Below are 13216 nucleotides of genomic sequence, written 5' to 3'. Positions count from 1 at the left end.
GCTTCCCTCAGCGGTCCGCGGCGGAAGCCCCCGCCTTCTCCTCGGCCTCCTCGAAGGTCGCCGACGCCTCCGGCCGCGCGAGCGTCACCACCAACTCCCCGTCGCTCACGTCCGCGATCAGCGTGTCCCCCTCCCGCACGGTTCCGCCCAGCAGCAGGTCGGAGATCCGGTTGTCCAGCTCCGACTGGATCGTCCGGCGCAGCGGCCGGGCCCCGAACTCCGGCTGGTACCCGCGGTTGACCAGGAACTCCCTGGCCGCGTCGGTGACCTCCAGCCGGACGTCCTGGGCCCGCAGCCGACGCCGGCTGCGCTCCAGCAGCAGGTCCACCACCGACAGCAGGTCCTTCCGGGTGAGCGCGTGGAAGACGATCACCTCGTCGATCCGGTTGAGGAACTCCGGCCGGAAGTGCTGCCGCAGGTCGCGCATCAGGTCGTCCCTGATCTGCGACACGTCCCCCGCGTGGTCCAGGATCCGCTGCGAGCCGATGTTGCTGGTCATGATCACCACGGTGTTGCGGAAGTCGACCGTACGCCCCTGGGAGTCGGTCAGCCGCCCGTCGTCCAACACCTGGAGCAGCAGGTTGAAGACGTCCGGGTGCGCCTTCTCCACCTCGTCGAAGAGCAACACGCCGTACGGCTTGCGACGCACCGCCTCGGTCAGCTGCCCGGCCTCGTCATAGCCGACGTACCCGGGCGGGGAGCCGACCAGCCGGGAAACGGTGTGCTTCTCCTGGAACTCGCTCATGTCGAAGCGGACCATCCGGTCCGCGTCACCGAACAGCAGCGCCGCCAACGCCTTCGCCAGCTCGGTCTTGCCGACCCCGGTCGGCCCGAGGAAGAGGAAGGAGCCGGTCGGCCGCTCCGGGTCGCTCATCCCCGCCCGGCCGCGGCGCACCGCCCGGGCGACGGCGGTGACCGCCTCCTCCTGGCCGATCACCTTCTCGTGGAGGTGGTCCTCCAGCTTGAGCAGCCGCTCCTTCTCCGTCGCGTTCAGCTCGGCGACCGGGATGCCGGTCCGGGAGGACAGCACCTGCGCGATGTCGTCGGCCGTCACGTCGACGACCTCCTCGCGGGACTCCGCGATCGCCGCCAGCTCGTCCTCGGTCTGCCGCAGCTCCGTCTTCAGATTGGCGGCCCGCACGAACTCCTCGTCCGTGACGGCCTCCTCCAACTCCCGCCTCAACTTGGTGATCCGGTCCCGCACCCCGGTCGCCTCGGTGGACCCGCTCAGGCTGCGCAGCCGCACCCGGGCACCCGCCTGGTCCAGCAGGTCGATCGCCTTGTCCGGCAGGAACCGGTCGCTGACGTACCGGTCGGAGAGCGTCGCCGCCGCGTCCAACGCCTCGTCCCCGAACCGCACCTGGTGGTGCGCCTCGTAGGCGTCGCGCAGCCCGTGCAGGATCTCGATCGTCTCCTCGACGCTCGGCTCGGGCACCAGCACCGGCTGGAAGCGGCGCTCCAGCGCGGCGTCCTTCTCCACGTGCTTGCGGTACTCGTCCAGCGTCGTCGCGCCGACCACGCTCAACTCCCCGCGCGCGAGCGCCGGCTTGAGGATGTTGCCGGCGTCCATCGAACCCTCGCCGCCACCACCCGCACCGACCACGGTGTGCAGCTCGTCCAGGAACAGGATCACGCTCTTCTCGGCCGCCGTGACCTCGTCGATCACGCTCTTCAGCCGCTCCTCGAACTCGCCCCGGTACTTGGAGCCGGCCACCAGCGCGGTCAGGTCGAGGGTGACCACCCGCTTCTCCCTGAGGCTCTGCGGCACGTCCCCGGAGACGATCCGCTGCGCCAGGCCCTCCACGATCGCGGTCTTGCCGACACCCGGCTCACCGATCAGCACCGGGTTGTTCTTGGTCCGCCGGGAGAGGACCTCGACGGTCTGCTCGATCTCCTCGGCCCGCCCGACCACCGGGTCCAACCGGCCCGAACGCGCCTCCTCGGTGAGGTCACGCCCGTACTCGTCCAGCGTCGGCGTCCCGCTCTGCCGGCCACCCGGACCGCCCCGCTCGCCGCCCGGGCCACGCTCGTCCAGCACCGACTTCAACGACTCCTGCGAGGGCGCCGCGTTGCGCAGCGCCACCCCCGCCCCCGAACGCTCCTGGTCCAGCAGCGCACCGAGGATGTGCTCCGGACCGATGTACGAAGCGCCGACCGCCTGCGAACGGGCGTGCGCCGCGAGCAGCGCGCGCTTGGCCGAGGGGGTGAGCGCCGGCCGCCCGTCCACCGCGCCCGGGGCACCGGGCGGCAGGGCCTGCTCCAGGTCGCCGGACAGCCGGTCCGGATCGATGCCCGCCCGCTCCAGCATCCGCCGCGAGGGCTCCACCCGGGTCGCCGCCCAGGCCAGGTGGGCCGTGTCGAGATCACGGGAACCGTCCTCGGCGGCACGCTGCGCGGCCAGCGCCAACAACTCCTGCGAGGACTCGCTGAGCAGCCGCCCGATCGGCACCCTCTGCACGGCGGGCGGGGAGTCCAGCGGACCCATCCCGAAGAACCGGCTGAGCAGATCGGAGAACGGATCGTTCGATCCGAACGGGGGCATGGTCACGGCCTTCACCTCTCCCAAGCGGTTTGCAGCCACACAAACACAGGCCGTACGACCTCGCCCGTCGAGCCGGCCGGCACCCTGCGGCGCCGTCCCGGCCTGCTGCGGGCCGTCCCCACCGACCAGCAGCCGCACCCCGTGCGCCGTGCGCCGCCGTGCCCCCTACCCGCCTCACCGCTGTCCCGCCGTCCCGACCTGCTGCGGGCCGTCCCCGCCGACCTGCAGCCGCACCCCGTGCGCCGTGCGCCGTCGTGCCCCCTACCCGCCTCGCCGCTGTCCCGCCGTCCCACCCTCAGCCGGTGAAGTGGTCCAACAGCACGCCACCGCTGTACGTCACCGCCATCGCCAGCAGCCCGCCCGCGACATTGCGCCCCACCGCCCGCGCCGGCCCGGCCCCGCCCATCCGGGCACTCGCCCAGCCCGACAGGGTGAGCGCGGCCACCACCGACACCACAGTCACCAGCAGCCGCCACGACTCCGGCGGCAACAGCACCGCCATCAGCGGCACCAGGGCGCCCAGCGTGAACGCGGCCGCACTGGCCAGCGCCGCCTCCCAGGGATTGGTCAACGCCTCCGGGTCGATGCCGAGTTCGGTCTGCGCGTGGGCCGCGAGCGCGTCCCGCTCGGTCAGCGCCACCGCCACGTCCCGCGCCAGGTCGTCCGCCAGCCCGCTGCCCCGGTAGTAGTCGGTGAGTTCGTCGAGCTCCCCCTCCGGGTCCTCCGCCAGCTCCCGCCGCTCCTTCGCCAACGCGGCCCGCTCGGTGTCCCGTTGGGTGCTGACCGACACGTACTCGCCGGCCGCCATCGACATCGCCCCCGCCAGCAGCCCGGCCACCCCCGCCGCGAGCAACGCCGTCCGCGAACCGGTCGCACCCGCCACCCCGGTCACGATGCCCGCCGTCGACACCACACCGTCGTTGGCCCCCAGCACCGCCGCCCGCAGCCAGTTCAGGCGCGCCGACAACTCCGCCCGCGTCTCCCCGACCTGCTCCGCCATCCGTTCACCGCTCCCGGGTATCCGACCGCAGGACCCGACCGGTCCCCCCGATCCTCACCCGGCCCCCGCAGGCCCGCCACCCGCATGCACGCGCCGACCGTCCGGGCCGACGCCACCGGCGGCCTCCTACCCCAACAGGGGCGCCACCGCCCGCCGCAGGTCCTCCGGCCCCCGGTAGAGCACCCCGGTCATCCCCAGCGCCACCGCCGCATCGACGTTCTCCTGCCGGTCGTCGACGAACACGCACCGCTCCGGCGCCACCCCGGCCCGCTCCGCGGCGATCTCGTAGATCCGACGCTCCGGCTTCGCGCTGCCGACCACGGAACTGTTCACCACCTCGTGCGCCAGGTCCGTCAGCCCCAACCGCTCCAGGTCCTCGTCCAACCAGACCGTCGCATTGGTCACCAACACCACCCGGCAGTGCTCCCGCACCTGCCGCAACATCCCCACCGCGACCTCGTCCGCCCAGAACGGCGAGTTCGCGAACGCCTCCGCCAACCCGCGCGCCTGCGCCCCCGACACCCGCCCGGCCAGCCCGCGCGCGATCGACTCCACCCACTCCGCCTTGCCGATCCGCCCCAGCAACAACGGCAGGTCGTTCTCCGGCGCGAAGCCCACGCCCGCCGTACTGCCCTCCCCCAGACCCGCCGCCCGCTCCAACGCCGCCACCCCGGCCCCGTCGAAGAACCGGATCACACCGTCCACATCACACAACACCGCATCAAACGCCCTGGTAGTCACCCCTTCTCCCTACCAGCACCACCACACCCCCCGGCACCCGGGGGGCGACCGGCGGCCCGACGGGTCGCACCCGGCCCTCCCCTCACCGGTGAGCGCGACCCCGGACACCAGGGCCCCGGCGCGGCACCGCCGGGGTGGTCAGCGCCACTCCAGCGGGACATCGACGTAACCGAGCGAGGTCGCGGCCTCGTCGGCGGTGACCTGCTGGGGCTGGGCGCCGGGAGTCAGGTCGGTGACGAACGCGGTCTCCTGCTTGCCCTGGACGGAACGGAACAGGAGCTTCTTCCCGTCGGCCGAGACGGCCTTCGGCAGGTTCTTCCGGCCCGTGGCCGGGAGTAGAACGGGACCGGCGGCGTCCTTGGCGTTCTCGTAGTCGTCGGGGTGCATCCGATCGACATCCAGGGTCCACAGGGAGACGCCGGACGGCCGACTCACATCAGCGGCTGCCGTCAGTCACTGCAGTCAAAAGGCCCGCAGCATGATCGCTGCGGGCCTTTTGCGCTGGTGGGCGCGGACGGTTTCGAACCGCCGACATCTTCTTTGTAAAGCTTGGCGTGTGGGACCGACTCTGACCCGGGCCTTGCCGTACCTGCCTCCGGGATCGCCGTCGGCTCGTGAGCGCCCCCGATTGTCCGTCGCGTTCCGCCCATTCCGGCACGGTTGTGGCACGCCCGGATCAGTCGAAACGTTCCAGCCGCTACCTCAGCATGTCCGTGTGGCCATTGCTGGGATCCACAGCGACACGGAGCGGGATCCAGGAACGGTCCCAGCCGGTCTCGGCACCTTCGTGCGGCCGGAAGTGGAAAATCAGGTGGACCTGCACGCCGCTCATCGTCCGCACGGGCCCCATCTCTGGGCCTGTGACCTCCCAGTCCTCAATGCGGTTTGTCCCGGAAGCCACGAACCTGGTGACGGCGAGATCGCGAGCCTTGTTGTGGTCCATGAGGGGATGATGGGCGCGGTCGCCCGGGCTGTCCACCACTGCATGCGGTCGCCGCCGGCATGACTCAGGCTGAGCGGGGTGGTTCCGTCCTGGGCGGTCGTCGGCCCGGTGGACCATGCACCCCGACAGCTGGGCGCGGAGTATGGTGGCGCCCTTGCCCGGCTCCGAGCCGAAGTGCTGACCGCATGCTTCCACGAACATCCCAGCACCCCGGCCGAGTTGGGCCAGCCAGATTAGCCGGGTGACCATGTGGTCGCGCTTCTCCTGGTCCTTGCGGGTGGCGACGAGAAACAGTTCTTCCACCTCGTCCACGAGGAGGATCACCGGCACCGGCCGCAGTTTGGCCTGCAGCCCCCAGATGTCCGAAGTGATCTCGTGCGAGGCTACCGATCCGGCCAGGCCCTGGTGGTGGCGGAGCAGGGGATCACTCCTCCTGACTGACCCTCGCATCTGTGGGCGCGGAGTGAGTCTTCGTCGGCACGGCAGTCAACGATCCCAGGGGGTACTTGGCGGCCAGGTGCTTTCGCCGCTGTTGATGTCAGCAACTGATGTCGCGGACCGCCGCGGAGGGAGACGCCAGCAGCCCGGGGAGCAGATTTTGCAGGCTGCTGCATGGTCGAGCCTCGAATCTGCTCTGACTCGCTACTTTGCGGCAGATTTGCAGCCCAATAGTCGACTTGGTCCGCTGCCGGCGCGGATCCTGCCGACAGTAGCGGCTGACGACGTGATCGGACTGCGGCGAGCTTCGACGTGTAAAGGCTGACTCACACCACTCACCGTCACCAACTGTGCTGCTGGAGAGGGCCATCGACTGCCATCACCAGATGCACCAGCCGAAGTCGCATGCTGTCCTGGAGATATCCGTTGAAGCAACATCACCCGAATATCGGCGGTCGAGGGCAGCGGGACCGACATGGGTACCTGCAGTACCCGCCTCTGATCAATCCACCCCCTGAGCTGGCTGGCCCAGCACGCATTCCAGCCACTTCGTTGAAGCACGAACCGAGGTAAAGATCATGTCTCTTCGAAATCGCTGGGTTGCGCTGGCGGCTACGGCTGCCATCTCCGCCACGGCCGCCCTTGGCAGTAGCAGTGTGGCGTTTGCCTCAAATTCGACTCACGCAGATACTTCAACGATCGCGCATACGCAGCCGGCCCCTGTGTCGTCCTCTGAACCAGGCGATCATTCCTCGACGCCACCCATCGACCACCAGCCGGCCAGGCCGAATCTAGGCCACCAGGGTGGGCTCCTGAATGTTCCTGGCGTTCGGCAGAACATCGCACTGGCTGCTTGCCTGGCCGAGCTGTCGGGTGCCATCACGACGCACCAGCCACGGCTGGTTCTAACGGTTCTGGCCTCATGCGGTCCGCTGCTCCCACCCGCACAAGGCGGACTGCTGGCCAACCCCGATGTCCGCGAGATTCTTGAGGGTGCCGCCGGCGGCGTTGACTTCGGCGCGTGCTTCGTAGCAGTTGCAGAGGCACGGCGGGTTCCCACGCCCGCGAATGCGGCAGAGGTCATCACACAGTGCCTGCCGCCGCTGGCTGGCATTGGCCAAGTTTCCTAGCTGGATATGACTACCGCCATGACCAGGTGAAGGCACCGGAAATCCAGCTAGGTAACACTGGTCGTCTCTCCGACAAGGCGCCCAAGAGGCGCGCCGGCTTCCGCCCTGTGGCCTTCCCTGCGGAGATCGTGACCGACCTGGCGATCGCCTTGCCCAATTCGCCGGCCCCGGCCCGGACGGGCACCTGTTCATCGGGCCCCGCGGCGGCAACCTCCGCCGGAGCAACTTCCGGGACGACTGGATCCGGGCCCGCACGGCCGCCGGGGTGAGCGCGGACGCCCACTTCCACGACCTGCGGCACACCGGGAACACCCTCGCCTCGCAGAACAGGGCCAGCACCCGGGAGCTCATGACCAGGATGGGCCACAGCAGCAGCCGGGCCGCGCTCATCTACCAGCACATGACCAGCGACCGGGACCGCGCCATCGCCGACCGCATGGGCGAAGCCGTCCGCCAGACGCTGGCCCTGGGGGCATCTGGCACGCCGGTTGGCACGGCCAGACTGAGACCCGGAAACGACCGAGGGCCAGTTCGTGAGGATCACTCCTCCGAACTGGCCCTTCGTGTCTGTGGGCGCGGACGGTTTCGAACCGCCGACATCTGCTTTGTAAGAGCAGCGCTCTACCACTGAGCTACGCGCCCCCTGTCGTGGCCTGGTGGGCGTACGACGAGTGCCTAGGGTACCTGGTCCGGGGGGTGGTGTGGGGCCAGGTGTCCGGGTGGGGGTGGGGCGGGTGGTGCGGGTGGGTGGTGATGGTGCGGGCGGGTGGGGTGGGAGGGGGTGACGGGCGAGTGGGGTGATCGGGGAGAATGGGGCCGGATCAGCGGGTCGGAGCAGGGAGCGCGCAGTGACGGTGGCCGGCGGGAGCGGGCGGGGGCGGCGGCGGGCGGGGAGTGCGCTGGCGGACGCGCTGGTGTTGCCCGTGGTACTGGCTGGTGCGTTGGGGGCGGTCGGTCTGGCGTCGGCCGGGACCGGCGGCTGGTGGGGTCGGCGTGGCGCGGGTGAGGGCGTGCGGGCGGGGGCGAGGGAGGCCCGGGCCGCGGCGCAGGAGGCGTTCTACGAGCTGGAGGAGACCCAGCGCGAGGTGCAGCTCGCGGTGGAGACGGTCCGCGCTGCGGAGGACGGGCCGACGGTGCAGCGGGCGCTGGCCGATCTGGCGGCGATCTCCGGCCGGGTCGATCAGGTCACCGTGAACTACCTGGGTGCCCTCGACGCGCACAACCTGGACAGCGAGTCCCTGGACGCGGGCGCGGCGGCGCAGGCCAAGCGCCAACTGGAGGACGTGAAGGGCCAGCTGGGCTCCGCCCGGGCGGAGCTGAACGACTTCCTGAGCCGTCTGCAGCCGACCGTCCAGCACGCCGAGCAGCAGCTGATGCGGGTCACTCCGGCGGTCGAGCAGGCCAAGCGCGCGCTGCTCACCGCCTCGAACGCGTTGGACGAGGCGCGCGGCGCCGGGCTGCGGGCGGATGACCTGGCGGCCCGGTTGGCCGAGCTGGCGCCGGAGCTGGGGCGGCTGAACGAGGGCCCGGCGCGGCACGGGGTGGCCGGCACCCTGCAGCGGGCGGACGACGTGCGGCAGCGGGCGGAGGCGATCGCCGCCGACGCCGCGCAGTTGCCGGAGCGGGCACGGGAGATCGACCGGCGGGTGGCGAGCCTGCGGACCCGGATCCAGGCGCTGGAGACCAAGGCCGGGACGGTGGAGCCGGCCCTGAGCGAGTTGCGCCGCCGGTTCAGCGCCGCCTGCTGGCAGGACCTGCAGCGGGTGCCGGACCAGGTCGCGGAGACCGGGCGCGCCGCCGAGCGCAAGCTCGCCGAGGCGGCCCGTGCCCGGGACGAGCAGCGCTGGGCGGACGCCACCGGCGCGATCGGGACGGTCCGCGCGCTGCTGGAGACCGCGGACGGCTCGGTGGCCGCGGTGAACGACCGGCTGCGGCAGCTGAACGAGGTGCAGCACGACCCCAACCGGGAGATCGAGCGCGCCCGCTTCGCCATCCGGGACGCGCAGCGGTTGGCGATGGCGGGGCGCAGCGCGCCGGACCCGCGGCACGCCGCCCCGTTGGACGAGGCGGTGGCCCGGCTGGACCGTGCGGTGGCGACGCTGGAGGCGGCCGGCCGGCACCCCGACTACTGGGCTTTCCTCACCGAGCTGGCGGCGGTGCGGGACACGTCGGCGCGGGTGATCGGGCTGATCCGCGGCGACCTGGGCGGGCACCACTGACCGCTTTCCCGGCGGGGTTCTCTCGGTACTCTGCCGGTATGCCACGTTACGACTTCCGCTGCCGCTCCTGCGGCGCCACCTTCGAGCTCCGCCGCCCGATGGCGCAGGCGAACGACCCCGCCGTCTGCCCGCAGGGGCACGAGGACACCACGAAGCTGCTGTCCACGGTCGCCGTCACCGGTGCGGCCGCCGGCCGTCCGGCCCCCGCCGCGGGGGGCGGGGGTGGAGGCGGCTGCTGCGGCGGTGGCTGCTGCGGCTGACCGGCCCCGCCCGGAGTCGGACAGGGACCGGCCGGAGCAGGACGTGAACCGGCCCGGAGCCGACGTGAATCGACCGGATCAGGCCTGAACCGACCGGGCTCCGACCGGAACCGGAACCGAACCCCGGCCGGGCCGGGCCGGGCCGGACGCGCGCCCGGATCCGACCCGCCGCGACCCCGCCGCCATCCCGCCACTACCTCGCCGTGGCCCCCGCCAGGAACCGCCGGACGATCTCCTCCCCCGCTGTCACCCCTACCTCCCGGAGGGCGGTGACGCCGGGGGCCGTCCAGCCGCTGTCGGCGAGTTCACCGTGCCCGGGCCGCCATCCGGCGTCCGCCGCGAGCAGCAGGTCCGCGTCGAGCAGCGAGTCCCCGGCCGCGAGCACGGTGGTCGCGCCGCTGCGCCGTACGACTTCGGTGAGGGCGGCGCTCTTGGTGAGCGGCGCCGGGACCGCGTACACCTTGCGGCCCTGCAGTGAGACCGTCCAGCCGCGCTCGGCGCACCAGCCGGTCAGCTCGTCCAGCCAGCCGGCCGGCAGTGCGGCGCGCTCGACGACCAGGTAGGCGAAGGACTCGTCGGCGACCCGCCGCTTGTGCGTCCACTCCGGGTCGGCGCACACCGCGAGCCGCCGGACGACCTCCTCCAGCGGGGACGAGCCGGCGGCTATCCGCGCGGTGATCTCGGCGCGCCAGTCCGGGTCCGGAACGCCGTCCACCAGCAGTTGCCCGCCGTTGGCGCAGATCGCGTACTCGGGGACCCGGTCCGGCGTCGGGCCGGGCAGCCTGACTCGCTCGTACTGCTCCGTCGTCCGGGTGGTGGTGGGGACGAAGCGGGCCTGCCGGGCGAGGTCGGCGAGCAGTCCGGCGGCCTGTTCGGTCATGTAGGACAGCGGCCGCCCCTGGTACACCTCGACGCAGAGCAGCCGCGGTGCGAGCCGGTCGGGGACGTCCAGGGCGAGCGCCCGGTCGGAGTAGATCAGCGTCCGGTCGAGGTCGCTGGCCACCAGAACACCCATCAGGATTCCCTCCCCTTCGGGGACGCCCCGTGCGTCCCCGACACTGTCGATTCCCCGGACCCCACCGGTTCCCCGGACCCCACCGGTTCCCCGGACTCCACCGGTTCCCCGGACTCCACCGGTTCCGCCGACACCGTCGGTTCCCCGGACCCCACCGGTTCCGCCGACCACCCGTCGGTCCTGGCCGGCCCCGCCGACCGTCCGTCGGCCCCGGTCGCCCCGCGGCTGTACCGCGGGTGGATCAGGCCGACGCAGGTGTACGGCAGGCCGTCCACCTCCTCGACCTCGACGCCGCGCTGGGTGGCGAGCAGCCGGACGTGGTCCAGGTCGGCGCCGGCGCCGCGACGGGCGAGGATCCGCCAGGGGACGCGGCGCAGCAGCACCCGGGTGGTCTCGCCGACGCCGGGCTTGACCAGGTTGACGTTGTCGATGCCGTACTCGGCGCTGATCCGCTCGACGGCGGCCCAGCCGGCCCAGTCGGGCGCCCGGTCCGGATCGGCGGCCAGCCGGTCGGCGCCCTCGACCGCCGGTGCGCGGACCTCTTCGAAGCACGCGGCCACGGCGTCCAGGAACACCGCCGAGACGTCGCTCCCGGCCAGTTCGGCGTAGTGCTTGGCTCCGTGGAAGTCGTCCGGGCCGATCAGCCCGGCCCGCAGGACGGTGCGCGAAACCAGCCCGGACACCGTGGAGTTGAGGCAGGCGGACGGGATGAGGAAGTCGTCCCGGGTGCCGTACGTACGCACGCAGCGGCCCGGGTCGGCGAGCACGGCGAGGTCCGGGTCGAAGCCGGTGCCGGCCAGCGCGTCGGCGAGTTCCCGGGTGATCGCGCCCTTGCCCGTCCAGCCGTCCACGAACACCACGTCCTGCGCGCGGTGGTGGGCCGCCAGGTACCGCAGGGCGACCGGGTCGATGCCGCGGCCCCGCACGATCGAGACGGCGTAGTGCGGTACGGACAGGCCGTGGGCGAAGGCCAGCCAGCGTCGGACCAGGACGCCGACGGGCGTGCCGGCCCGGGCGAGCGAGGCGAGCACCAGGCCGGGGCCGCGTTCGCGCAGCAGCGTCTCGGCGACGGTGGCGACGGCGAGCGCGATCCGGCGGGCGGAGCCGTGCAGGGCCTGGTGGAACAGCTCCTGGTAGGCGGGACTGGGCTGGTACTCGACCGGAAGCGACTCGGCGTAGTGCGCGCCGCCGTTCTGCACGGCCTCCTCGCGCTCCTCGGTGGGGGCTTCCAGTGCGACCCCGGAGAGGTCCTTGAGCAGCCACGCCACCTCCTCGGCCCGGTAGGAGGAGAACGCCGGCCCGTACAGCGGCGCCGGCAGCGCGGACGCCGACGGCACCGGCCCGTACAGCGGCGCCGGCAGCGCGGACGCCGACGGCACCGGCCCGTACAGCGGCGTCGGCAGCGCGGACGCCGACGGCACCGGCCCGTACAGCGGCGTCGGCAGCGCGGACGCCGACGGCACCGGACGGTGCGAGGGCAGCACCGCGAGCACCACCCGGTCGGTGACCTGCCGCAGCTGGCCGAGCAGCGCCCGCTCGCCCCGGTGCAGCGCCGGGGTGTCGGCGACGTCGTCCACGACCAGCACGACGGCGTCGAAGCGCCGTGCCGGGTCGCTGCCGGGGGCGACGTTGTACGCGTAGCGCTCGCGCGAGGCGTCGTCCTGCGGGTCGTCGTGGGCGGGGAAGGCCAGCCGGGTGCGGATGGCGTAGCCGGGGTCGTCCACCGCGAGGACGGGCGAGCGGGTGGTGGTGGAGTACCGGACGCGGTCTCCGCCGAGCCGCTCTGCCAGGGCGTCGGCGAGGCGCAGCGGCGTGTACATCAGTTCCTCGGAGCCGAGCACCAGCACTCGCCGTGCCTCGGCGGGCAGGGCTTCGGCGAGCTGCCCGGCGAGCCGGGGCAGGGCGGCGTCCAGGCGGGCGCGGTCACGGGCGGTGAAGCCGTGCCGTCCGCCGTCCGGGAGTCCGGCGGGCCAGTCCAGTGCGACCCGGGCCAGCGGCGCGGCGCCGTCGGCGGCCGGGTCAGCGCCGTCGCCGGCCGGGGCCGCCTCGGCGGTCGACATCTCCGCGATCAACTGCTGGGCGCGGTCCAGGAGGTCCTCGGGCAGTTCGACGCCACCGTTCGCGGTGGCCACCAGGTCCAGCCGGACGCCGAGTCCGGTGGCGGTCTCGGCGAGCCGGTCCCGGTCGGCGGCGGAACGCAGGTCGACCAGGGCGACCACGACGTAGTGGTCGCGCGGGTGGCGGGCGTGCAGTTCTCGGATGGTGTTGAGGACCGTCCGTCCGGTCGAGAACTCGTCGTCGACCAGCACCAGCGGCCCGTCCCCGGCGAACAGGGCGGGGTCGGCGGGGAGCAGCAGGTGCGAGGTGGCGTGCGAGTGCTCCTCCTCGAAGCCGCCGAGCGGGGGGATCCCGGGCACCGGGCGGCGGGTGGAGTGCAGGTAGGGGGCGTCGAGGCCGTCGGCGACGCTGTGGCCGAGGCCGGTGGCGGTCTCCGCGTAGCCGAGCACGACGGCCCGCGCGGCCGCCTCTTCGCCGAGCAGTTCGCGGACCCTGCGGCCGAGGTCGAGTCCTGCGCCGTGGACCACCGAGGGGCGCTGCGGCACGTGTTTGCCGAGCACGTTGGAGACCAGCAGGTGGGCTCGCTTGCGGTTCTCCCGGAGGGCCAGGCCGACGAGTTCGGGGAGGCGCTCGGAACCGGTCAGCGCGATCCCGGTCCGGTCGGCGACCCAACGGCCGGTCCACGTCTGGGGTGTTGCTGTCACTGCTGGTCCTGCCTTCGATGGTGCGATGGTGCGTTCGTCTTGTCCGGCTCGCCGGGCCCGGACGGTCACATCCTCCCCTGCGTGCCCGGCCCGCCGAGCCCTCAAGCCCGGCCCCGCCCTGCGTGCCCGCCCCTCCCCGGCATGCCCGCCCCTCCCCGGCGTGCCC

Annotated in this window: 9 protein-coding genes, 1 tRNA gene and 1 pseudogene; 3 read left to right on the top strand and 8 right to left on the bottom strand. The window is 72.7% G+C overall.

Annotation, left to right across the window (positions count from 1 at the left end; genetic code table 11):
• Window positions 1–7: 7 nt before the first annotated feature.
• The 5 genes from ACFV0O_RS30160 to ACFV0O_RS30140 all read right to left on the bottom strand — a co-directional run bounded on the left by ACFV0O_RS30160 (window position 8) and on the right by ACFV0O_RS30140 (window position 5556).
• Window positions 8–2542, bottom strand: a complete 2535-nt coding sequence (locus ACFV0O_RS30160; protein WP_380346869.1) for an ATP-dependent Clp protease ATP-binding subunit — start codon at window positions 2540–2542, stop codon at window positions 8–10.
• A gap of 295 nt (window positions 2543–2837) precedes the next feature.
• Window positions 2838–3542, bottom strand: coding sequence for a VIT family protein (locus tag ACFV0O_RS30155; RefSeq protein ID WP_380346823.1), 705 nt, complete (start codon window positions 3540–3542; stop codon window positions 2838–2840).
• A gap of 126 nt (window positions 3543–3668) precedes the next feature.
• The gene (locus ACFV0O_RS30150) at window positions 3669–4283 is read right to left on the bottom strand and encodes an HAD family hydrolase (protein WP_380346821.1); all 615 of its coding nucleotides are present in this window, start codon (window positions 4281–4283) and stop codon (window positions 3669–3671) included.
• A gap of 138 nt (window positions 4284–4421) precedes the next feature.
• Window positions 4422–4670, bottom strand: a complete 249-nt coding sequence (locus ACFV0O_RS30145) for a hypothetical protein (RefSeq protein WP_380346820.1) — start codon at window positions 4668–4670, stop codon at window positions 4422–4424.
• Window positions 4671–4980: 310 nt separating this feature from the next.
• On the bottom strand, window positions 4981–5556 hold the full coding sequence (locus tag ACFV0O_RS30140) for a hypothetical protein (RefSeq protein WP_380346819.1): 576 nt from the start codon (window positions 5554–5556) through the stop codon (window positions 4981–4983).
• A gap of 1422 nt (window positions 5557–6978) precedes the next feature.
• On the opposite strand from ACFV0O_RS30140, the pseudogene ACFV0O_RS30135 reads away from it, so the two are divergent.
• Window positions 6979–7140 (top strand): annotated as a pseudogene (locus tag ACFV0O_RS30135) (site-specific integrase); the annotation flags it as partial.
• A 224-nt stretch (window positions 7141–7364) separates the two neighbouring features.
• On the opposite strand, the gene ACFV0O_RS30130 reads toward ACFV0O_RS30135, so the two are convergent.
• Window positions 7365–7436, bottom strand: a tRNA-Val gene (locus tag ACFV0O_RS30130).
• A 206-nt stretch (window positions 7437–7642) separates the two neighbouring features.
• Between ACFV0O_RS30130 and ACFV0O_RS30125 the strand changes: the two genes are divergently transcribed.
• Both ACFV0O_RS30125 and ACFV0O_RS30120 read left to right on the top strand, forming a co-directional pair.
• Complete coding sequence (locus ACFV0O_RS30125; protein ID WP_380346818.1) at window positions 7643–9013, top strand: hypothetical protein; 1371 nt, start codon at window positions 7643–7645, stop codon at window positions 9011–9013.
• A gap of 38 nt (window positions 9014–9051) precedes the next feature.
• Entirely contained in the window at window positions 9052–9273 is a 222-nt protein-coding gene (locus ACFV0O_RS30120; RefSeq protein WP_360249381.1) for a zinc ribbon domain-containing protein, read from the top strand.
• A gap of 193 nt (window positions 9274–9466) precedes the next feature.
• On the opposite strand, the gene ACFV0O_RS30115 is transcribed toward ACFV0O_RS30120, so the two are convergent.
• The gene (locus ACFV0O_RS30115) at window positions 9467–10288 is read right to left on the bottom strand and encodes an HAD family hydrolase (protein ID WP_380346816.1); all 822 of its coding nucleotides are present in this window, start codon (window positions 10286–10288) and stop codon (window positions 9467–9469) included.
• Window positions 10288–13050 (bottom strand): phosphoribosyltransferase domain-containing protein, encoded by a 2763-nt coding sequence (locus tag ACFV0O_RS30110; protein ID WP_380346815.1) that lies wholly within the window; start codon window positions 13048–13050, stop codon window positions 10288–10290. Before ACFV0O_RS30110 ends, ACFV0O_RS30115 begins: the two co-directional genes overlap by 1 nt.
• Window positions 13051–13216: the final 166 nt, after the last annotated feature.

This window comes from Kitasatospora sp. NPDC059577, assembly GCF_042735475.1.
GTDB lineage: Bacteria > Actinomycetota > Actinomycetes > Streptomycetales > Streptomycetaceae > Kitasatospora.
This window is presented reverse-complemented; position numbering and strand designations above follow the sequence as displayed.